This is a genomic window from Cellulomonas sp. Y8 (assembly GCF_008033115.1).
Lineage (GTDB): Bacteria > Actinomycetota > Actinomycetes > Actinomycetales > Cellulomonadaceae > Cellulomonas.
Genome location: NZ_CP041203.1, coordinates 2,011,651 through 2,032,185 on the forward strand (window position 1 = coordinate 2,011,651; position 20,535 = coordinate 2,032,185).

Sequence of the window (20,535 nt, forward strand, 5' to 3'; positions counted from 1 at the left end):
AGCCGCACCCGCCCGGCCAGCGGCGACCCGAGGACCCCGGCGAGCACCAGGCCCGCCTCCCGTGCTCAGACACCTGCGGGCCCCAGCACATCCGTGCTCGTCGGCACCGGGCGGGTGTCGGGCACGGGGCTGCCCCACACGGGGTCGCCGTGGTCGTCGAACGGCAGGACCTGGGCCCGGGCGTGCCGGTTCGGGTCCTGCAGCGGGTCGCCGACGATCTCGGTGTAGGTGCGGGCGTGGTAGACCAGCACCGGCGTGCCGTCCGGGAGCTCGGTGAACGAGTTGTGGCCCGGTCCGTACTGGCCCGCGGCGGGGTCCGAGACGAACACCGGGGTGGGGCTCTTGGTCCAGGACGCCGGGTCCAGCAGGTCCGACCCGAGGTCGGCGGTGAGCACGCCCATCGCGTAGTCGATGCCGGTCGCGGCGCCCGAGTACGTGAGGAAGACGCGGCCGCCGCGGACCAGGACCGAGGGGCCCTCGTTGACCCAGAACCCCCTGACCTCCCAGTCGAACTCCGGGCGGGACAGCTCCACGGCCGGGCCGGCCAGCGTCCACGGGTTCGCCATCGGCGCGATGTACAGGTTGGAGTGCCCGCGCACGTCGAACGCCTGCTGCGCCCAGACCAGGTACTGCGTCCCGTCGATCACCGCACTCGTCGCGTCGAGGGCGAACGACTCCCACCCGGTGTCGACCTGACCCCGCTCGACCCACTGGCCCTCGAACGGGTCGGCCGCGGTGTTCTCCAGCACGTACACCCGGTGGTTGAACGTCTCCGCGGTCCCCGGGCACGTCCACCGTGCCGTGGTCGTCCGGCGCCGCGGCGTAGTAGACGTACCAGGCACCACCGACCCGGTGGATCTCCGGCGCCCAGATCAGGTGCGACTGCGGACCGGACGCGTGCCGGGTCCAGATCGTCACCTCCTCGGCCGCCTGCAGGTCCTCCAGCCGCTCCGCCCGCCGCAGCACGATCCGGTCGTACAGCGGGTGCGACCCCGTGAAGTAGTACTGCCCCTCGTGCCGCAGCACGCACGGGTCCGCCCGCTGCAGCACGATCGGGTTCACGCCCACGCCGGCGCCGACGTCCGTCACGCCGCCCATCGCCGCTCGACCGCCGGTGCCGCGCCGTTCGCGCGCGCGTCCGTCGCCAGCGCCCGGTAGGTGTCCGCCACCGGCGTCCGGCGCCGGTCCAGCCCGCCGGCGCCGTCCTCGACCAGGTCCCACAGCCCCATCGTCAGCAGGTACTCCTCGCGCTCGGCGGTGCCGTGCCGGTACGTCCACTCGTACATGTCGAACACCGGCCACCAGGTGTACCCCACGACGCGGTGCCCCACCGAGCGGAGCGTGCGGATCGCGGCCACGGACTCGTGCAGCCACGCCACCCGGTCCGCGACGGGAGCGGTCACGGCGGTCTCCGTGAGCATCACGGGCGCCCCGTGCCGCCGCTCGGCCTCGAGCAGCACCTCCACCAGACCCGCCACCCCCGCGTCCTGCGCCGGGCGCGGGTCGGCGAACCCGCCGCCGTGGTGCACGGCCTCCTCGAACACCTCCGTGGAGATGCGCGGGTAGTAGTTGACCCCCATGACGTCCGGCCGCACGGCGTGGTCGGCGAACCACGCCAGCGACGCGTCGGAGGTCCCGTGCGCGCGCAGCAGGTCCACCAGCGGGTGCGCGTCGTCCACGCGGCCCGTCACCAGGTCCTCGACGAGATGCGCCTGGTGGGTGAGCCGCTCGGCCTGCGCCCGGTGCTCCCCGTGCACGTCGCCCGCGTACCGCATGGACGCGTCGACGTGCATGAACGTGGCGCGGTCGCCGAGCACGTCCGCGATGCCGCGCTGCGTGCGGACGAACCCCTCGCCCAGCGCGCGGACCATCGTGGTGAGGCCGTCGTCCCCCGTGAGGTACGGCGGCCAGTAGCCGTACACGCCGCAGAACAGCGCGTGGATCATCGGCTCGTTCACGGGCGTGTAGTCGGTGACCCGGTCGCCGTACCGCTCCGCGAACGCGACGCCGTACTCCGCGACCACCTGCGGGTAGTCGGGGTGCGCGAACTGCCCGTCGAGCCACAGCGGCGTGCCGTAGTGCAGCAGGTCGATCACCGGCCGCAGCCCGAGCTCGCCGAACCGGTCGACGACCCGGTCCACCCAGGACCAGTCCCAGACCCCGCGGGCGGGGTTGACCCGGTGCCACGGCACGCCCCAGCGCAGGAACCTCGCCCCCGCGTCCGAGGCGAGGCCGAGGTCCTCGGCGTACCGCGCGTAGTGGTCGGTGAGCGCGTACTCGTCGATCGGCCGCTCGCCCGGGCCGCCCTGCGGCACGAACGTGTCCTCGATGCCGAGCCCGAAGTGCAGGGCCCCGTCCTCGAACCAGCGGCCACCGGCCGCGGCCCCGGTCACTTGAGCCCCGTGGTGGCGATGGACTCGATGAACTTGCGCTGCACGAGCATGAAGGCGAGGACCAGCGGGACGACGGCGACGAGCGCGCCGGCCATCATGACGCCGTACGGCACGATGCCGCCGGGGCCGGTGAGCTGGGTGAGTCCGGAGGTGATGGTGCCCATCTCCCGTTGTGTGGTGAAGACCAGCGGCCAGAGCAGGTCGTTCCAGTTGTTGACGAAGACGAAGATCGCGAGCGTGAGGATCGCGGGTCGCGCGTTGGGCAGGACGATCTGGGCGAACACCCGGAGCTCGGACGCGCCGTCGATCCGGGCGGCGTTGTCGAGGTCGCGGGGCAGCGCCACGAAGAACTGCCGGAGGAAGAAGATCCCGAACGCGTCGGCGGCCCGCGGTGCGATGAGGCCGGCGAACGTGTTGACCCAGCCCAGGTCGCTGACGATCTGGTAGACGGGGATCAGGGTCGCCTGGAACGGGATCATCAGGGTCGCGACGATCGCGACCAGCAGCGTCCGGCGGCCCCGGAAGTCGATCCGGGCCAGCGCGTAGGCGGCCAGCGCGTCGAACGTGACCGCGAACAGCGTCACCCCGCCGGCGAACAGGAAGCTGTTCCCGATCAGCCGCGCGAACGGCAGGTCGGTGAAGATGCGGTCGAAGTTCGCGGTCGTCCACGCATCGGGCAGCAGCGTCGGCGGGTAGGCGTTGACCTCGGCCGTCGGCTTGAACGCCGTGAACAGCACGATGAACAGCGGCAGCAGCACGATCAGCGTCGTCACCACGACCGCGGCGGTCAGCGCGACCGTGGACAGCCGGACCCGGCGGCGGCCCGCGGCGACGACGCGCCGCTGCTCGGGCGCCGGTGCCGGCGCGGGGGTGGCCCTGAGGGTGGCGGCGGACATCAGGACTCCTCCTCGCGGCGCCCGAAGAACACGAACTGGACGATGCTCAGCGCGAGCGTGGCGAGCAGGAGCACGTAGGACAGCGCGGAGGCGAACCCGAGCTCCAGCTTCCGGAAGCCGGACTCGTAGATCTCCATGACGACCGTCTGCGTGTTCCCGTACGGGCCGCCGCCGGTCATCACGTAGATCTGGTCGAAGGCCTGCAGCGCGGCGATCATGGCGAAGATCAGGACGAACGCGGTGGTGTTCGACAGCATCGGCAGCGTGATGTGCCGGAACCGGGACCAGGCGCCCGCACCGTCCATCTTGGCGGCCTCGTACAGCGAGCCCGGGATCTCCTGGAGCCCGGCCATGAAGATCACCATGTAGAAGCCGAAGTTCTTCCACACGGCGACCAGCGCGACGGCCGGCATCGCGAGCGTCGGGTCCTGCAGCACGTTGCCCAGGTCGATCCCCAGACCGCGCAGCCAGTAGTGCAGCAGCCCGACCTGCGGGTCGATCAGGTACGACCAGGCCAGGGCCGCCACGGCCAGCGAGATGATGAAGGGCAGGAACAGCGAGGTGCGGAACAGCCCGCGGAACGGCAGCCGGTCGTTCGTCAGCAGCAGCGCGAGCGCCAGCGCCACCACGACGGCGGTCGGCGTGAAGATCAGCGCGTAGACCACCGTGTTGACGACCGCGTCGCGGATGTCGGGGTCGGTGAAGATCCGGGTGTAGTTGTCCAGCCCGACCCACTCGGCCTGGCCGAACCCGCTGGCGTCGGTGAACGACATCTGCAGCGCCGAGACCATCGGCCAGACGACGAACACCGCGAGGATGATCAGGGCGGGGGCGAGGAACGCGAGGGCGGTGCGGGTGCGGCGGCTGCCGGTGCGGGTGCGCTGCCGGACGGGTCCGCCGCGCCCGCCGAGCGGTGCTGGTGCGCGGTAGGCCCGCGTGCGGGACCCGGCCGCGGGGGCGGTGGTCATGTCAGGTGCCTCTCGGGTGGAGGGCCGCCCCCGGAGCAGGGGGTCCCGGGGGCGGCCGGTCCGGTTCGGGTCAGTCGTCGAGCGCGGCCTGGATCGCGGTCTGCGCCTGGGCCAGCAGATCGTCGACCGGCTCGCCCGCCATCGCGCGCTGGGTCAGGTCGTCCACGGCGGTGAGGACGTCCGTGCTGTTCACCACGCCGGGCAGCAGCGGGCGACCCAGCTCGGCCTGCTCGGTGAGCGCGGCGACCACCGGGTTCTCGTCCACCTCGTCGGCGGCGATGTCGGTGCGCAGCGGGGGCCAGCCGGAGCCGAGCGCCCAGGCGACCGACTCCTCGCGGGACAGGAAGTAGGAGAAGAACTCCTGCGCGGCCTGCTGCTGGGCCTGGTCTGCCTGCCGGGTCAGCGCCATCGAGACGCCGATCGCGGACGCCGCCTGCTCCTCGGGCCCGGCCGGGATCGGCGCGATGCCGTAGTCGACGCCGTTCTCCTCGGAGACCGTCGCCATCCAGGGGCCGCCGATGTACATCGCGACGCGGCCGCTGCTGAACAGGCCGTCACCGGTCACGCCGTCGACGCCCGTCGGGCTGATCTTCCCGGCGGTGATCGCGTCGTGCCAGAACTCGAGAGTCTCCGCGTTCTCCGGCGAGTCGACGACGGCCTCCCCGTCCTCGACGATCGCGCCGCCGTTGCCGTAGAAGAGCGACGGCCAGACGCCGTTGCCGACGGTGGCGTGGTCGGCGAGCGCGAGGCCGTACTGCTCGGGGGTGCCGTCGCCGTTCTCGTCGACGGTCAGCGCCTGGGCGGCGGAGACCCACTCGTCCCACGTCGTCGGCACCGCGACGCCCGCGGCGTCGAACAGGGCCTTGTTGTAGAACATCGTGAGCGGCACGAAGCCGGTCGGGACGCCGTAGGCGGTGCCGTCGACCGTCACCATGTCGAGCGCGCCGGCGTTGAGGTCCGGCGTGGCCTCGTCGTCGGCGTAGAAGTCGTCCAGGTCGACGAACGCGCCGCGGTCGGCGTAGACCGGCAGCCGCTCCGCCGGCATCGCGACGATCTCGGGGCCGTTGTCCGCCGACAGCGCCGGCAGGAACGTGTCGTCGATGACGTCCCAGGGGTTCACCTGGGTGGTGATCGTGATCTCGCCGTCGTGCGCGGCGTTGAAGTCGTCGACGATCTGCTGGAGCACGTCCCCGTCGGCCTCGGTGTAGCCGTGCCAGAAGTTCAGCTCGACGGGGCCGTCGGAGTCGGAGGAGCCGCCGCCGCCGGAGCAGGCGGCGAGGGCGAGCGCCAGGCAGACCGGCGCGACGACGAGGGCGGGGGTGCGCTTCATTGCGTGTGTCCTTTCGGGGAGGGCCCGCATACAACGTTGTAAGACAACGTTGTAAGTGGGATGTTGGGCCACGCGGCGGGGGTGTGTCAACCCGGCCGCGGGCGACCCGCGGGGCGCCGGCCGCCGGTCGGGCCGACCGGGCAGCGGGCCGGCCGGCGGAACGGCCGGTCAGCCGCTCGTCGACTCCCGGACGACCAGCCGGAAGCCCGGCGCGATCACCCGCGGCTCGAGCTCGCCCCGGGCCCGGTCGTCGATGCGCTCCCGCAGCAGCCGCACCGCCTCCCGGGCGATGTCGTGCCGGCCGGGCTCCACGGTCGTGAGGCTCGGGTAGGTGTACCGGCCGTCGGCGACGTCGTCGAACCCGACCAGCGCCACGTCCGCGGGCACCGCCATCCCGCGCTCCTGGAGCGAGCGCAGCGCCCCGAGCGCGAGGTCGTCGTTCATCGCGAACACGGCGTCCATCCGCACGCCGGCGTCGAGCACCCGGGCCATCGCCTCGGCCCCGCTGCTGCGGTCCCAGGTCTCGATGGGGACCACCAGCGCGTCGTCGACCCCCAGTCCGGCCGCCTCGACCGCCGACCGGTACCCGGCGTACCGCAGCGCGGCCACGCCGGTCTCCTCGGCGGCGTGCGCGCCCAGCAGCATCACCCGCCGCCGCCCGAGCCCGAGCAGGTGCTCGGTGGCGGCGCGGGCGGCCGCCTCGTGCTGCATCGTCACGTGGTCGACCGGGCCGGGGAACAACGGCTCGCCGAGGACGACCAGCGGGCGCCCCGCCGGGTCGGGCGTGACGTCCTCGTGGGTCAGCCCGAGCGGGGCGAGCAGCAGGCCGTCGGTCAGCGACAGCCGCGGGTTCCGCAGCGCCTCGAGCTCCCGCTCCCGCAGACCACCGGTCTGCTCGACCAGGACCACGAGGTCCTGCTCCGCCGCGACCCGGATCACCTCGTCGGCGAGCTGCGCGAAGAACGCCTGGCTCAGCTCGGGCACCGCGAGCCCGATGACGCCGCTGCGCCCGAGGCGCAGGTTCCGGGCGGCCAGGTTGGGGCGGTACCCGACCTGCTCGACAGCGGCGAGCACCTTGACCCGCGTCGCCTCCCGCACCTGCGGGTGGTCGTTGAGCACGTTGGACACGGTCTTGAACGACACGCCCGCCACCTGCGCGACGTCGCGCAGCGTCGGTGCGCCCCTGCCCTCGGGTTCGATCGCCACGCGGCTGAGGTTACAACGTTGCAACCCGTTCGGGGCGCGAGTCGGGGCGCGGACCGGTCACCGCGCGGCTCCGGGACCGGCCAACCCGCCACCGACCGCCGGCTGGACCCGGTCCACCCGGCCGTCCTCGTTCATGTCGGCATCCCGGGGGCGGCGGGCGTCCCGGCGCAGCAGCACGGCCGCGCCCGTCGCCGCGACCAGGGTCGCCCCGAGCACGGCGATCTTCGCGGCGCCGACCATCGGCTCGTCGCCCGCGAAGGCGAGCTCGGCGATCAGCAGCGACACGGTGAACCCGATGCCGGCGAGGAGCGCCACCGGCGCCAGGTCCCGCACGCCGATCCCGTCCGGCAGGCGCAGGCCCGACCCGCGCGTCACCAGCGCGACGACGCCCAGGATCCCGATCACCTTGCCCGCGACGAGGCCGAGGACGACCGCGGGCACCACCGGCTCCGCCATCAACCCGGCGAACCCGTCGCCGCCCACGACCGTCACCCCGGCCGCGAAGAACGCGAACACCGGCAGCGCGACCACCGCGGACCAGGGCTTGATCGCGTGCTCGTAGCGCTGCGCGCGCGAGCCCGCCTCCCGGTTGACCGGGCGCGCCGGCACGGCGAGCCCGAGCAGGACCCCGGCGATGGTGGCGTGCACGCCCGAGGCGTGCATGAACCCCCAGGCGACCAGCCCGACCGGCCACAGCAGCCACGGGTGGACGTACGGCGAGCGGGCGAGCGCCGCGAACACGGCGACCGCCGCCAGCGCGCCCGCGAGCGGGCCCCAGGCCAGGCCGTCGGAGTAGAACGCCGCGATCACCGTGATCGCGAGGAGGTCGTCGACCACGGCCAGCGTGAGCAGGAACGTGCGGATCGCGATCGGCAGCCCGCGGCCGAAGATCGCCAGCACGGCGAGGGCGAAGGCGATGTCGGTGGCCGTCGGCACCGCCCAGCCCGACAGCGCGTCGTCGTCCCCGGCCGCCACCACGACCGCGACGTACAGCGCGGCCGGCACGAGCATCCCGCCGACGGCCGCCAGCACCGGGACGGCTGCGCGGCGCGGATCCCGCAGGCTACCGGCGACGATCTCGTGCTTGAGCTCGAGCCCGACCGCGAAGAAGAAGATCGCCAGCAGCCCGTCCGCCGCCCAGTGCGCCAGGTCCAGGTCCAGGTGCAGCGCGGCCGGCCCCACCGTGAACCCGGACAGGTCGGCGTAGGCGCCGCGCCACGGCGAGTTGGCCCAGACCAGGGCGACGAGCGCGGCGGCGACCAGCAGGGCTCCGCCCGTCGTCTCGCGGGACGCCCAGCGGGACAGCGCGGACGGGGCGTGGGCGTGCGGGGGCGAGGACGTCATGCGGTACTCCCGGGGCGGCTGGACCACCTGCCCGGAGGGTCGCCGGGCAGGGAGCCGACCAGACTTCCCGGCACACCGCGTCCCAGGATACGGGGGGACGCGGCGGCTCGCCCGCCGGGGTGTCGCAGACCTGCGACACCGCTGCGACAGACCGGCGACCCGCCCCGGGGCGCGCTCCCCTACGGTGCTGCCATGCCGCTTCAGCCGCGAGGCCGCCACGCCCTGCTCACCGCCGCCGCCCTGGTCGTCCTGACCGCATGCGGCACCGACGCGCCGAAGAAGGCCGACGACCGGGACCGCCCCGCCGCCTCGCCCGCGGCGACCACCCGTGCGCCCGCGCCGACGCCGACGCTCCCCGCCGTCGCCGGGTACGAGCCCGGGGAGATCCCGCCCGTCCCGCTGATCGTGCTGCCGGACCTGTCGATGCTCGACGCCTCGCTCGCCGGGTTCGCGCTCGACGTCGACGCCGCCGTCGGCGACATCCCGGGCGTGACGGTCACGCCGACGCACTGCGACGCGAGCGGCGCGGTCGAGGTCGGTCGGGGTGCGCTGCTGGCCTACGGCGACGGCTCGGGCGTGTTCACCGCTCCGGACGGGTCGGTCGTGAACTACGGGGACGGGTCGGGCACCTACGTGCTGAACGGCACCACGGTGACCGTCTACGGCGACGGCTCGGGCACCTACGCCGCCGACGGGGTCTCGGTCGTGAGCTACGGCGACGGCTCGGGCGTCTACGACGACGGGACCACCCACGTCTACGTGCACACCGACGGCGGCGGCGGCTGGTCCCGCGGCGACCGCTCGGTCGTCAACTACGGGGACGGGTCCGGCGTCGCGTCCGACGGGGAGACCCGGATCGTCAACTACGGCGACGGCTCGGGGATGTACTCCGACGGCACGCTGACCGTGCAGAACTTCGGCGACGGCACCGGGACCGTGGACGGCGTGCCGGTCGAGGTCGACCCGCTGCCGCGCGTGCCCCGGCTCGGCGCCTTCCCGTCGATGGGCACGATCGCCCCGGTGCCGTCGTGCGGCGCCACCCTCACCCTCGACGCCGGGGTGCTGTTCGACTTCGGGTCCGCGGAGATCCGGCCGGACGCCGAGGAGTCCCTGGACGCGCTGGCGACGGCGCTCGCGGGGGTCGCGGCGCCCAACGGGTCCGTCGAGGGGCACACCGACTCCGTGTCGTCCGCCGAGTTCAACCAGCGGCTCTCCGAGGACCGCGCGCGGGCCGTGGCCGACCACCTCGCCCGGGGCGGCGTCGGCACCGCGTTCGACGTCGTCGGCCACGGCGAGGACCGGCCCGTCGCGCCGAACGAGGTCGACGGGCAGGACAACCCGGCGGGCCGGCAGCTGAACCGGCGGGTGGAGATCCTGCTGCCCGGGGTGACGTCGTGAGGCGCCGCCGGGCGGTGGGCCCCGTGGTCGCGGCCGCGGCCGTCCTCGCCCTCGCCCTGGCCGGGTGCAGCGTCGAGGTCGTGGACGCGGACCCGACGCCGGCGTCGCCGCGCGCGACGTCCGGGGCGCCGCAGGAGGGGGCCGGGGCGGGTGCCCCGGACGCGGGGACCAACCCGTCCGGCGGCACGAAGACCCGGGGCCCCGCCCCCGACGACGGCCCGGGCAGCACCGCGCTCCCCGGTCGCGCCGGGCTCCTGCCCGTCACCACCGCCCAGGTCACCTGCGCCGGTGGCGACGTGGCCGTGAGCCGGGCGGGGGCGGCCGTCGAGGTCACCGACGACTGCGAGACCCTCACGGTCGACGGCGCGGCCGCCGTCGTCGTGGCCGGCGACGTCGGGCACCTGGTGGTCGCCGGCGCCGGCGCCCAGGTCGCGGTCCGCAGCGTCACCACCGTGACCATCGAGTCGTCCGCCGTGACCGTGACCTGGGAGGAGGGCACCCCGACGGTGTCCGGCGACACCCCGGGCAGCGCCTACGGCGCGGTGGCGCCGGGATGACCCCCGCCGCCCGCCCGGCCCGTTCCGACCGACCCGTCACGACGCCTGGAGCCCGCAGATGAGCACCCCGCAGCCGTACCGGCCCGCCCCGCAGCCGTACCCGCAGGTCGTCACCCGGCCGACCAACGCCCTCGCCGTCGTCACCCTCGTCCTGGGCCTGCTCGGGTTCGCCGTCGTCCCGGTCGTCACGGGGCACGTCGCGCTGCGCCAGATCCGGACCCGGGGCGAGGGCGGCACCGCGTGCGCGGTGATCGGCCTGGTCCTCGGCTACCTGGCGCTCGCGACCTACGTGGTCGTCGCGCTCGTCATCACCGGCTTCCTGGTGTGGGGCGGGACGCGGTGACCGCGGGCGCGCCGCGCGTCCTGCTGGTCGACGACGAGGAGGCGATCCGCGACGGCCTCGCCTCGTTCCTCACCCGGAGCGGCATGGAGGTCGAGACCGCCGCCGACGGCGAGGCCGCCCTGGTCGCGCACGCCCGGTGGCGCCCCGACATCCTGGTGTGCGACGTGCTCATGCCGCGGCTCGACGGCCGGTCCGTGGTCCGCCGGCTGCGCGCGGCCGGCGACTGGACGCCGGTGGTCCTGCTGACCCAGGTCGGCGAGTCCTCGGAGCGGTCCGCGGCCCTCGACGAGGGCGCCGACGACTACCTGAACAAGCCGTTCGACCCCCAGGAGCTGCACGCCCGGGTCCGCGCCGTCCTCCGCCGGGCGGTGCCGGGCCAGCCGTCCCTCGCCTCGGCCGAGCGGCTGGTCAGCGGCGACCTGGTCGTGGACCGGACGGCACGGCGCGTGTGGGTCGCCGGCCGCGAGGTCGCGCTGACCCCCAAGGCGTCGCTGCTGCTCGACTACCTGATGACGCACCCCGACGAGCTGCACACCCGCGAGCGGCTGCTGCAGGCGCTGTGGGGCTTCGAGCTCGCGGTGAGCAGCCGCGCCGTCGACCACCGGGTCGCGGAGATCCGCCGCGTCCTCGGGGACGACGCGGCCGCGCCGCGCTACGTCGAGACCGTGCCGGCGGGCGGCTACCGGTTCTGCGGCCCGGTGCAGCGCGGGACCCGGCCGTGAGGGCGCGCCTCCTGCTCGCGTTCGTCCCCGCCGTCCTCGGGCTGCTCGGGGCGGTCGTCGCGCTGGCGTCGGGCCGGTCCCTGCGCGTGGTGGTCGGCACGCCGCTGCCCGTCGCGCTCGCCGTGCCCGGCCTGCTGCTGACCGCCGTCGTCCTGCTGGCGCTGGCGGCCGCGCGGGACCGGCGCCGCGCCGTGGCCGCCGCCGGGGAGGCGGCCGGCCGCGCGGGTCGCGAGGAGGAGCGCGCCGCGCACCGCCGGTTCCTGCTGCGGCTCGACCACGAGATGAAGAACCCGGTGACCGCGCTGCGCGCCGCGCTCCCGGGCGTCGTCCCGGACCCGTCGGCGCTCGACCCGGCCGCGGCGCGCGCCCACGACACGCTCCAGCAGCAGACCGCCCGGCTGTCGACGCTGGTCGCCGAGCTGCGCAAGATCGCCGAGCTCGAGACGCGTCCGCTGGAGCGCGAGGACGTCGACCTCGCCCAGGTGGTCGAGGACGCCGTCGCCGACCTCCGGGACCAGGCCGCCGCGTCGGGCGTCCCGCGCGCGATCACCGTCCAGCTGCCGCAGGCGCCGTGGCCGCTGCCGCACGTCCGCGGCGACGTCGACCTGCTCTACCTGGCCGTCTACAACCTGCTGGCGAACGCGCTGAAGTTCTCCCCCGCCGGGTCGACCGTCGAGGTGCGCGGGCGGGACGACGACGGGGTCGTGGAGGTCGAGGTCGCCGACTCCGGCACCGGGATCCCCGCGCACGAGCTCGACTCCGTGTTCGACGAGCTGGCCCGCGGCGAGCAGGCCCGGGGCACGCCGGGGTCGGGGCTCGGGCTGGCGCTGGTGCGGGTGGTGGCGGAGCGGCACGGCGGCGCGGTCGACCTGCGGTCGCGGCCGGGGCAGGGCACGAGCGCGCGGCTGCGGATGCCGGCGGGCTGACGGGCGCGGTGCCGTCACCTGCGATCCGCCCCGTGGTGGCCCCGGGCGTGGCAGGCTGAGGAGGTGCGCGGATTCCGGCTGGGCCTCGTGGTGGTGGCGGTCGTCATCGGCGTGGGGTCGGTCCTGGTCCGGAACTGGTGGACCGCCGCGGCCATGGCGTTCGTGATCCTCGGTCAGGTGCTCGCCGAGCTCGACGCACGCCGCAGGGCGGCCCGGGGCGAGGCGCCGCTGCCGCGCGAGTAGGCCACACCCGTGCCCGGGTCGGCCGGGCGCGTCAGCGCGGCGGCCTCGGCCGCCTGACCGCCGTGTACGCGTGGGCGGCCGCCACCGCCGTGGCGAGCACCGCCATCACGAGGTCGAGCGTCCCGCCGCGCACCGCGAACGTCACCGCCAGGACGGCGAAGACCACGGCGCCGACCGCGCCGAGAAGCCGCTGGTGCTTCCGATTCATGGGATCCACCCTGGCCCGCGGCGCGGGTCGACGCATCCGCCCAGATGCCGACCGTGTCCGCCCGCGGGATGCTCGACGCGCGCGTCCGAGCGGTACGCAGGGGGCTCGGACGCCGACGACGAGCGAGCCCGACCGCGGCTGCGAGACGCTCCGGTCGAGGCGCCGCTCCGGCAGGGGGCTTCGACATGTGCACAGGGATCCGGTTCTCGGACGGCCAGGGCCATCTCTACCTGGCACGGAATCTCGACTGGACCAGCGGCTACGGCGAGCACGTCGTGGTGACGCCGACGGGGTACCGCCCGCGGTCGCCGTTCGGCGCCGTCACGGAGGTCCGGCACGCGGTCATCGGCATGGGGATCGTGGAGGCGGGCACGCCGCTGTACTTCGACTGCGGCAACGACGCCGGGCTCGCCGTCGCGGGCCTCAACTTCCCGGGGTACGCGCAGTACGCCACTGGACCGGTCGAGGGCGCGACGAACGTCGCCGCCTTCGAGCTGCCGTTCTGGGTGGCGGCGCAGTTCTCGTCGGTCGACGAGGTCGAGGTGGCGCTACGCGACGTCGTCGTCGTGGACCGGCCGGTCGACGAGCGCTACCCGAGCTCGCTGCTGCACTGGGTCGTCGGGGACGCGGACCGCGCGATCGTCCTGGAGCACACGAGCGACGGCCTGCACGTCTTCGACGACGACGTCGACGTCCTGACGAACCAGCCCGGCTTCGGCTGGCACCACGAGAACCTGCGGAACTACCTCAACGTCTCGCCGGAGTTCCCCGACGAGACCGTGGTCGGCCGGGCGAAGCTGACGCCGTTCGGCTCGGGCTCGCACATGCGCGGGGTCCCGGGCGACTACTCCTCGCCGTCGCGGTTCGTCCGCGCGGCCTACGTGCACGCGCACTACCCCGAGAAGACGACGGAGGAGGAGAACGTCAGCCGCGCGTTCCACACGCTGCAGCAGGTGGCGATGGTGGACGGCGCCGCGGCCATGGCCTCCGGCGAGTTCGAGAAGACGATCTACACCGGGCTGTTCTCGTCGCGCACCGGGACGTACTACTGGAACACCTACGAGGACCCGGCGGTCCGGAGCGCCGCGCTGGGCGACCAGCCGACCGACGGGGCGGAGCTGGTCGAGGTGTAGCGCCCGCGGCGCGGCGACGGGCGCCTCGTCCCCGGCCGCGTGACCGGGCAGGATGGTCGGCATGGGCCTGATCTGCGACTACTTCGCCGCGCCGTCCGACGAGTCCGCCGCCGAGGTCGTGGACCGGGACGGCGGACCGGCCGGCGTCCCGGCGCCGGCCGGGTGGCCGCACGGGGAACCCCTCCCGGCCGCGGCCGCCGCGGGCTCGGGGTTCCCGACCGTGGCGGGCGGGAGCATCGACCCGGTGGTGGTGCTCGGCACCGTCACCGCCCTGCTGACCGGGCGGACGTTCGACGAGGTGCTCGCCGCCGCCGACCGGCGCGACCCGGTGGCGATGCAGGACGACGGCGCGGAGGTGGTGCTGCGGGTCGACGACGTCGTCGTGGACGCCCTCACCCGGGCGGACGCCGCGACGCTGGCCGCGGTGGCCGTCCCCTGGTCCCGGACCGACGAGCTCGCCGGGATCTCCGACCCGGAGTCGCTGGCGGAGTTCCTGCGCGACCTGGCCGGGCTCGCCCGGGGCGCGCGGGAGCGCGGTGACGCGCTGTACTGCTGGGCGTGCGTCTGACGTCGGCGCGGCCCGGGCCGCTCGGCGTCGGGGTGGGGTCGATCAGGTCGGCAGGGCCCCTCAGGCCCCCTCGGCCCGCCCCTCGCGCCAGTACCCCATGAACGCCACGGCCTTCCGGTCCACCCCGCACGACCCGACGAGGTGCCGGCGCCGCGTCTTGATCGCCCCGGCCTCCCCCGCGAGCCACGCGTACAGCGCGGCGGACTGGCGCAGGGGCTCGCCGGTCGACCAGTCGACGGGCACCTCCCACAGGATGCCGGAGTCGATGTCGACGTCCTCGAGCTCCATGCCCTCGGGCAGCGGGGCGTCGTGCGGCATGAGCCGCTTGCACGCGGCCTGCACGGCCGGGACGAGCAGCGAGCCGTGCGCGGCGCCGTCGCGCGGCAGCCAGCGGACGGTGACGCCGGTCGGGGCGTCGACCGGGATCGCGTCGCCGGTGACCGGGACCTCGATCAGCGCCTCGCCGCGGGCGTCCCGGGGCAGCCGCTCGAGGATGCCGGCGATGGCGGGCGCGGCGGTCTCGTCGCCCGCGAGCAGCAGGCGGTCGGCGTGCGCCGGCGGGACGAAGTCGATGCCGCCGGACGGGCCCGCGTGCTCGCGGTTCGGGCCGAGGATGACGAGCGAGTCGCCGACCTGGGCGCAGCCGGCCCACGCGGACGCGGGGCCGGCGTCGCCGTGCAGCACCATGTCGACGTCGAGCTCGCGGACGTCGTGGCGGGCGGTCCGCGCGGTGTATGTGCGGATCGGGTGCCGGAGCTCGTCGGGCAGCTCGCGCCACTGCAGGTACCAGGACTCGCCGGTCGGGACGACGTCGTAGCCGCAGGGCAGCGGGAGCAGCAGCTTGATGCGCTGGTCGAAGCCGTTGTCGGCGAACTGGTCGAGGTCGTCGCCGGTGAACGTGAACCGGCGGAACGAGGGGCTGAGGTCCACGATCCGCGACACCCGGACGTCGAAGAACCGGAACGGCGTGGTGACGGCCGGCGCGGCGGTGGACGCTGTCATGTCGTCACCGTAACCCGAAGGCAAGGCTTACCTCACCCCCCGTGTGACACATCCCACAGGCTGGACACCCCGGCCCCGGCGACGGCCCGTCAGGCCGTCGACGTCCCGAACGCCAGCCCCAGCACGTAGGTCGCGGCCGCGGCGCCGAACCCGATCGCCAGCTGCCGCAGCGCGCGCTTTGCGGGCGACGACCCCGAGAGCACGCCGACGGTCGCCCCGGTGCCGAGCAGCGCGATGCCGACCAGGCCGGAGGCCAGCGCGACCGCGGCCCAGCCCTCGAGCCCGATCAGGTACGGCACCACGGGCACGATCGCGCCGCCCGCGAAGAAGCAGAAGGACGCCAGCGCGGCGCCCATCGCGCTGCCGACGGTCTCGTGCTCGTCGACCTCCTCGCCCGCGCTCGCCGCGTCCTGGGCCGGCAGCGCGGCGGCGGCACCACCGACCGCCGACAGGTCCGCCAGCACCGTGGCCGCCCGGGCCTGCGCCTCGTCGGCCCCCATGCCGCGCGCCCGGTAGACCAGGGCGAGCTCGTTGGCGTCGAGGTCGAGGTGCGGCAGCGCGTCCCGCGCCTGCGCGCTCGGGCGGGACGCCTCCAGCAGCTCGCGCTGCGACCGCACCGACACGTACTCGCCCGCGCCCATCGACAGCGCGCCGGCGAGCAGACCCGCGAGGCCGGTCAGCAGGACCGTCGACGTCGCGACGCCGCTCGCCCCGATGCCGAGCACCAGCGCCAGGTTGCTCACCAGGCCGTCGTTGGCGCCGAACACCGCGGCGCGGAACGTGCCGGACATCCGGCTGCGCCCGCGCATGGCGAGGCTGCGCACGACCTCCTCGTGGATGCGCTCGTCCGCGGCCATGGTCGCGGTGGCGTCGGCCTCGTCGCCGTAGCCGGACCGCGCCTCGGCGCGCTGGGCGAGCGCCAGGACGAACACGCCCCCGAACCGCCGCGCGAGCGCGCCGAGCACCCGTGACCGGATGTCGCCGGGCAGCGGGCGGCCGACGCGGTCACCGAGCAGGTCGAGCCAGTGCTGCTCGTGCCGCTTCTCGGCGTCGGCGAGGGCGAGCAGGATCGCGCGCTCCTCGCCGGTCCGGCGCGAGGCGAGGTCGCGGTAGGCGGCGGCCTCGGCGCGCTCGTCCGCGAGGTAACGGCGCCAGCGGCGGATCTGGCGGGCGGTGGGCGCGACGGCGGGGGCCCCGGGGGCCTGGTCGGTGGGTGGCACGGTGCTCCATGGTGGGCGCACCGGAGCCCGGAGTCACGCGATCCGCGCCGATTCGGGCGGCCGAATCGGGGCGTCCGCACCGCCCTCGGCCGCGGCCCCGGACGTCCCCGTGAGCGGGTGCGGCGAGGCGGTGCGCACGGCCGCGGCCGCCCGACCCGGTCTCAGTCCTCCCAGGGCGGCGTCTCCTCGAGCTTCGCGTAGTACTTCGCGAGGTGGCTCTTCACGCGGTCGACGTCCTTCGCGGGCAGGTCGACCCCGCCGCGCGAGCCCTGCATGACGGCCGCCGCGGCGAACACGCCCCGCGGCACCGCGACGAGCCTCCCGCCCACGACGTCGGCGACCAGCAGCTTGTACGCGGTGAAGTTCTGCTTCGCGTCGGCGTCGTACCAGACGTGCGCGTCCCGGTACTTCTCGTTCGGCTCGTCCTCGGCGCCCGCCCACGCACGGACGCGCTTCTCGGCGGCGGCGCCGTCCCACTCGCGGTCGCGGTCGGCCAGCGGCAGGTCCTGGAATGCGGTGACGGCCATCGGCCGCACCTCCCTCTCAACTGCTCGGGTGTGAAACCGTACGGTTGCGCAATCGCGGGGTTCAGGACGACGGCGCGGCGTCCCGGAGCTTCTCGAGCAGCGGGCCCGCGACCTCGTCGAGGAACCGCTGCTGCGCCTGGTCGCCGACCTGGACCAGCGCGATGTCGGTGAACCCGGCCTCCCAGTACGGCTGGATCTTCGCGACGATCGCGTCGAGGTCGGGGCCGCACGGGATGGTGTCGGCGACGTCGTCCGGCCGGACGAACTGGCTCGCGGCCGCGAAGGCCTCGGTGGTCGGGAGGTCGGCGTTCACGCTCCAGCCGCCGGCGAACCAGCGGAACTGCTCGTGCGCCCGCTCCTTCGCCGTCGCCAGGTCAGGATCCCACGAGATCGGGATCTGGCCGATCTTGCGGGACGGCGGCGGGGTCTGGCCGCCGATCGCGTCCGCGGCCTGGGCCCGGGCCTCGTCCCAGGACCGCAGCAGGTCTGCCTCGGGGTCGGTGGCGACCAGGTGGTCGGCCAGCGGCGCGAACCGGGACACCGACTGCGCGCCGGACACGGCGACGCCGATCTCCACCGGGGTGTCCGGGAGGTCCCAGAGCTGCGCGGAGTCGGTGCGGAAGTGCACGCCGTCGAACGTCAGGCGGTCGCCGTCGAGCAGCGACCGGATGATCTCGATCGCCTCCTCGAGCATGTCGTGCCGCTCGCCGACCGCGGGCCAGCGCTCGCCGACCACGTGCTCGTTCAGGTTCTCGCCCGCACCGAGACCGAGGGTGAACCGGCCGTCGGAGAGGACGCCGAGGGTGGCGGCCTTCTGCGCGACGACGGCCGGGTGGTACCGGACGGTCGGGCAGGTCACGTAGGTCATCAGGTCGACGCGGGACGTCACCTGCGAGACCGCGCCGAGCAGCGACCACGCGTACGGCGCGTGCCCCTGCTCGTCGACCCACGGGAAGTAGTGGTCCGAGGAGACCACGAAGTCGAAGCCGGTCTTCTCGGCGTCGGCCGCGTACCCCACGAGCTGCTTCGGCCCGGACTGCTCGGTCATGAGGGTGTACCCGAATCGCGTCATGCGATCGAGCCTCACACCGACCGGCCGCCCCGGCATCCGGAGCGGCCGGCCGAGCGGTCAGGCCTGGGCGAGGGCCGCGCGGAGGGCCTCGACCAGCGGGGTGGTCGGGCGGCCGATCAGGCGCGACAGGTCGCCCGGGGTCTCCGCCAGCAGGCCGTCGCGGGTGTTCCCCTCCAGGGCGACCACGAAGCCGACGGTGCCCTCGTCCAGGCCCGCGGCGGCGAGGTCGGCGGCGCGCTGCTCCGGCGACACCGCGCGGTAGACGACCGGGCGGCCCAGCACCTCGGACGCGGCCGCGGCGAGCTCGTCGAAGCCCCACGCCTCGTCGCCGGACAGCTCGTACACGGCGTCGTCGTGGCCCTCGGTGCGCAGCACGACGGCGGCCGCCGCGGCGAAGTCGTCGCGCGGCGCGGAGGCCACCCGGCCGTCGCCGAACGAGCCGACGATCTCGCCGGTCTCCCGCGCCTGCTGCACGTCGCCGACGTAGTTCTCGGTGTACCAGCCGTTGCGCAGGATGGTGAAGGTCAGGCCGGACGCGCGGAGGATGTCCTCGGTGGCCTTGTGCTCGGGGGCGAGCACCAGCGGCGAGGTGTCGGCCTTCGGCGCGGACGTGTAGACGAGGCGGCGCACGCCCGCGGCCTTGGCCGCCTCGATGACGGCGCGGTGCTGCTCGACGCGCTGCCCGACCTCGCTGCCCGACACCAGCAGCACGGTCTCGGCGCCCTCGAGCGCGGCCGCGATGGTCTCCGGCTGCCCGTAGTCGAGGGTCGCGACGCGCACGCCGCGCTCGGCGAGGTCCGCGAGGGTCTCGGTGCGACGGCCGGCGGCGACGACCTGGTCGGCCGGGACGCCGTCGGCGAGCAGGTGGGTGACGACGAGGCGGCCGAGGTGGCCGGTGGCGCCGGTGACGACGATCGACATGGTGGAGCTCCTCCGAGGTGGGCGTGGCCGGCCGCCTGACGCGTCCGGCACCTGCCCCAACGGCCGGCCGTCGCCCACCCTTCCCGATCGCCGGTACCCACTTTCGCGTAAGGTACTGGCATGGCGGTAAGCATCGAGGACACGGCCACGGCCACCCCCGGATCTGTTCTGGGTGACCTGCTCACAGACGGCGTCCTCGCCTCCGCGTGCCCGAGCCGGGTCGTCCTGGACCACGTGACCAGCAAGTGGGGTGTGCTCGTCCTGGTTGCGCTGTCGGAGCGCACGCTCCGCTGGGGCGAGCTGCGCCGGCTCGTCGAGGGCATCAGCGAGAAGATGCTCGCCTCCACGCTCCGCACGCTCGAGGCCGACGGCCTGGTGCTCCGCGAGGCCACCCCGTCCATCCCGCCCCGGGTCGACTACTCGCTCACCCCGCTCGGCCGCGAGCTCGCCGACCACCTGCTGCCGCTGATGGGCTGGATCGTGCGGCACGCGGACGCGATGGTCGCGCGGCCCTGAACCACCGCCCCCGGGCACCGGTCCCGGGGGTGTCACAGCCGGGGCGCCTACGATGGCCCACCGCAACCCCCGCACCCGACCGAAGGACGAGCACGTGCGCCGTACGGCCGCCACCCTCCTCGCCGCGTCCCTGCTGCTGCTCGCCGCGTGCAGCGACGGGGGCTCCGACGACTCCGCCTCCCCCAGCGCCTCCGAGTCCGCCACCGCCGCCGCGACCGCGTCCGCCGAGGACGTCGCCGCGCTCGAGGCCGTGACCCTCACCGGCGACGCCGGCCAGGAGCCCGCGTTCGACTTCGAGCAGCCGTTCTCGGTGTCCGCCCCGGTCGCGCGGGTCGTCACCCCGGGCACGGGTGACACCGTGGCCGAGGGCGACCTGGTCACCGTCAACATCGCCGCGGTGAGCGGCGAGGACGGCAGCACCCTCGGCGGCACGTACGGCGCCGAGCCGCAGCAGTACCTCGCGACCAGCGACAACCTGCCGCCGGTGCTGCTCGACGAGCTCGTCGGCCAGCAGATCGGCGCCCGCCTGCTGTTCGCGAACCCCGCCAACGGCATGACGTCGCTGCTCGCCGTCGAGGTCGTCGGCACCGAGGCGGTCCCGACCCGCGCCGAGGGCACCGCGGTCACCCCGCTGCCCGAGGGTCTGCCGACCGTCACGCTCGACGAGGACGGCGCGCCGTCGATCGAGCCGCTCGACACCGACCCGCCGACCGAGCTGGTCGTGCAGCCGCTGATCCAGGGCGCCGGCGCGGCCGTCGAGGCGGGCCAGACCCTCACCGTCCAGTACAGCGGCTGGCTGTGGGACGGCACGTCGTTCGACTCGTCCTGGGAGCGCGGCTCGGCCACGACCTTCCCGCTGACGAACGTCATCCAGGGCTGGCAGCAGGGCCTCGTCGGCCAGACGGTCGGCAGCCAGGTGCTGCTGATCATCCCGCCGGAGCTGGGCTACGGCGACCAGGAGTCGGGCAGCATCCCGGCGAACTCGACGCTGGTCTTCGTGGTGGACATCCTCTCCGCGTCCTGATCGCACCCGGCGGGGTAC

General features: G+C 74.8%; 23 protein-coding genes and 1 pseudogene. 10 read left to right on the top strand and 14 right to left on the bottom strand.

Annotation, left to right across the window (positions count from 1 at the left end; translation table 11 throughout):
• Positions 1 to 65 precede the first annotated feature (65 nt).
• The 8 genes and pseudogenes from FKM96_RS09115 to nhaA all read right to left on the bottom strand — a co-directional run bounded on the left by FKM96_RS09115 (position 66) and on the right by nhaA (position 8,137).
• On the bottom strand, positions 66 to 749 hold the full coding sequence (locus FKM96_RS09115) for a family 43 glycosylhydrolase (protein ID WP_246855280.1): 684 nt from the start codon (positions 747 to 749) through the stop codon (positions 66 to 68).
• 121 nt (positions 750 to 870) lie between these two features.
• Positions 871 to 1,098 (bottom strand): annotated as a pseudogene (locus tag FKM96_RS21505) (alpha-N-arabinofuranosidase); the annotation flags it as partial.
• Positions 1,086 to 2,393, bottom strand: coding sequence for a family 1 glycosylhydrolase (locus FKM96_RS09120; RefSeq protein WP_147794960.1), 1,308 nt, complete (start codon positions 2,391 to 2,393; stop codon positions 1,086 to 1,088). The gene FKM96_RS09120 and the pseudogene FKM96_RS21505, both read right to left, overlap by 13 nt.
• Positions 2,390 to 3,289 carry a carbohydrate ABC transporter permease gene (locus FKM96_RS09125; protein WP_147794961.1) on the bottom strand — a complete coding sequence of 300 codons (900 nt, stop codon included), beginning with the start codon at positions 3,287 to 3,289 and terminating at the stop codon, positions 2,390 to 2,392. The genes FKM96_RS09120 and FKM96_RS09125 overlap by 4 nt, the downstream gene beginning before the upstream one ends.
• Positions 3,289 to 4,257: a carbohydrate ABC transporter permease gene (locus tag FKM96_RS09130; RefSeq protein WP_147794962.1), complete on the bottom strand. Its 969-nt coding sequence runs from the start codon at positions 4,255 to 4,257 to the stop codon at positions 3,289 to 3,291. The genes FKM96_RS09125 and FKM96_RS09130 overlap by 1 nt, the downstream gene beginning before the upstream one ends.
• Before the next feature lie 70 nt (positions 4,258 to 4,327).
• Positions 4,328 to 5,587, bottom strand: a complete 1,260-nt coding sequence (locus FKM96_RS09135) for an ABC transporter substrate-binding protein (RefSeq protein ID WP_147794963.1) — start codon at positions 5,585 to 5,587, stop codon at positions 4,328 to 4,330.
• Between the two features lie 168 nt (positions 5,588 to 5,755).
• On the bottom strand, positions 5,756 to 6,793 hold the full coding sequence (locus tag FKM96_RS09140; protein ID WP_147794964.1) for a LacI family DNA-binding transcriptional regulator: 1,038 nt from the start codon (positions 6,791 to 6,793) through the stop codon (positions 5,756 to 5,758).
• A 57-nt stretch (positions 6,794 to 6,850) separates the two neighbouring features.
• Entirely contained in the window at positions 6,851 to 8,137 is a 1,287-nt protein-coding gene (gene nhaA, locus FKM96_RS09145) for a Na+/H+ antiporter NhaA (RefSeq protein WP_147794965.1), read from the bottom strand.
• 192 nt (positions 8,138 to 8,329) lie between these two features.
• Between nhaA and FKM96_RS09150 the strand changes: the two genes are divergently transcribed.
• From FKM96_RS09150 to FKM96_RS09170, 6 genes are all read left to right on the top strand, one after another.
• Positions 8,330 to 9,535 carry an OmpA family protein gene (locus FKM96_RS09150; protein WP_147794966.1) on the top strand — a complete coding sequence of 402 codons (1,206 nt, stop codon included), beginning with the start codon at positions 8,330 to 8,332 and terminating at the stop codon, positions 9,533 to 9,535.
• Positions 9,532 to 10,092 carry a DUF3060 domain-containing protein gene (locus FKM96_RS20630; RefSeq protein WP_168216931.1) on the top strand — a complete coding sequence of 187 codons (561 nt, stop codon included), beginning with the start codon at positions 9,532 to 9,534 and terminating at the stop codon, positions 10,090 to 10,092. Before FKM96_RS09150 ends, FKM96_RS20630 begins: the two co-directional genes overlap by 4 nt.
• A gap of 58 nt (positions 10,093 to 10,150) precedes the next feature.
• Positions 10,151 to 10,435 (top strand): DUF4190 domain-containing protein, encoded by a 285-nt coding sequence (locus tag FKM96_RS09155; protein ID WP_147794967.1) that lies wholly within the window; start codon positions 10,151 to 10,153, stop codon positions 10,433 to 10,435.
• Positions 10,432 to 11,157 (top strand): response regulator transcription factor, encoded by a 726-nt coding sequence (locus tag FKM96_RS09160; RefSeq protein WP_147794968.1) that lies wholly within the window; start codon positions 10,432 to 10,434, stop codon positions 11,155 to 11,157. The genes FKM96_RS09155 and FKM96_RS09160 overlap by 4 nt, the downstream gene beginning before the upstream one ends.
• Positions 11,154 to 12,083, top strand: a complete 930-nt coding sequence (locus FKM96_RS09165) for a sensor histidine kinase KdpD (protein WP_210417401.1) — start codon at positions 11,154 to 11,156, stop codon at positions 12,081 to 12,083. The genes FKM96_RS09160 and FKM96_RS09165 overlap by 4 nt, the downstream gene beginning before the upstream one ends.
• A 63-nt stretch (positions 12,084 to 12,146) precedes the next feature.
• The gene (locus FKM96_RS09170) at positions 12,147 to 12,326 is read left to right on the top strand and encodes a hypothetical protein (protein ID WP_147794969.1); all 180 of its coding nucleotides are present in this window, start codon (positions 12,147 to 12,149) and stop codon (positions 12,324 to 12,326) included.
• Positions 12,327 to 12,357: 31 nt separating this feature from the next.
• On the opposite strand, the gene FKM96_RS20635 is transcribed toward FKM96_RS09170, so the two are convergent.
• The gene (locus FKM96_RS20635; RefSeq protein WP_168216932.1) at positions 12,358 to 12,534 is read right to left on the bottom strand and encodes a hypothetical protein; all 177 of its coding nucleotides are present in this window, start codon (positions 12,532 to 12,534) and stop codon (positions 12,358 to 12,360) included.
• Between the two features lie 185 nt (positions 12,535 to 12,719).
• Between FKM96_RS20635 and bsh the strand changes: the two genes are divergently transcribed.
• Together bsh and FKM96_RS09180 are read left to right on the top strand one after the other, a co-directional pair.
• The gene (bsh, locus tag FKM96_RS09175) at positions 12,720 to 13,667 is read left to right on the top strand and encodes a choloylglycine hydrolase (protein WP_147794970.1); all 948 of its coding nucleotides are present in this window, start codon (positions 12,720 to 12,722) and stop codon (positions 13,665 to 13,667) included.
• Positions 13,668 to 13,728: 61 nt separating this feature from the next.
• Positions 13,729 to 14,235: a hypothetical protein gene (locus FKM96_RS09180; RefSeq protein WP_147794971.1), complete on the top strand. Its 507-nt coding sequence runs from the start codon at positions 13,729 to 13,731 to the stop codon at positions 14,233 to 14,235.
• Positions 14,236 to 14,295: 60 nt separating this feature from the next.
• Here the strand turns inward: FKM96_RS09180 and FKM96_RS09185 are convergent, their stop codons facing one another.
• From FKM96_RS09185 to FKM96_RS09205, 5 genes are all read right to left on the bottom strand, one after another.
• A complete protein-coding gene (locus FKM96_RS09185; RefSeq protein ID WP_147794972.1) occupies positions 14,296 to 15,237 on the bottom strand; it encodes a siderophore-interacting protein in 942 nt (313 codons plus the stop codon).
• 89 nt (positions 15,238 to 15,326) lie between these two features.
• Positions 15,327 to 16,457 carry a VIT1/CCC1 family protein gene (locus FKM96_RS09190; RefSeq protein ID WP_147794973.1) on the bottom strand — a complete coding sequence of 377 codons (1,131 nt, stop codon included), beginning with the start codon at positions 16,455 to 16,457 and terminating at the stop codon, positions 15,327 to 15,329.
• 161 nt (positions 16,458 to 16,618) lie between these two features.
• On the bottom strand, positions 16,619 to 16,984 hold the full coding sequence (locus tag FKM96_RS09195) for a hypothetical protein (protein WP_147794974.1): 366 nt from the start codon (positions 16,982 to 16,984) through the stop codon (positions 16,619 to 16,621).
• A 61-nt stretch (positions 16,985 to 17,045) separates the two neighbouring features.
• On the bottom strand, positions 17,046 to 18,056 hold the full coding sequence (locus tag FKM96_RS09200) for a TIGR03557 family F420-dependent LLM class oxidoreductase (RefSeq protein ID WP_147794975.1): 1,011 nt from the start codon (positions 18,054 to 18,056) through the stop codon (positions 17,046 to 17,048).
• A 57-nt stretch (positions 18,057 to 18,113) separates the two neighbouring features.
• Positions 18,114 to 18,977 (bottom strand): SDR family oxidoreductase, encoded by an 864-nt coding sequence (locus tag FKM96_RS09205; protein WP_147794976.1) that lies wholly within the window; start codon positions 18,975 to 18,977, stop codon positions 18,114 to 18,116.
• A gap of 120 nt (positions 18,978 to 19,097) precedes the next feature.
• On the opposite strand from FKM96_RS09205, the gene FKM96_RS09210 reads away from it, so the two are divergent.
• The gene (locus tag FKM96_RS09210) at positions 19,098 to 19,493 is read left to right on the top strand and encodes a helix-turn-helix domain-containing protein (RefSeq protein ID WP_147794977.1); all 396 of its coding nucleotides are present in this window, start codon (positions 19,098 to 19,100) and stop codon (positions 19,491 to 19,493) included.
• A 94-nt stretch (positions 19,494 to 19,587) separates the two neighbouring features.
• Positions 19,588 to 20,517, top strand: a complete 930-nt coding sequence (locus FKM96_RS09215) for an FKBP-type peptidyl-prolyl cis-trans isomerase (protein WP_217614810.1) — start codon at positions 19,588 to 19,590, stop codon at positions 20,515 to 20,517.
• Positions 20,518 to 20,535 lie beyond the last annotated feature (18 nt).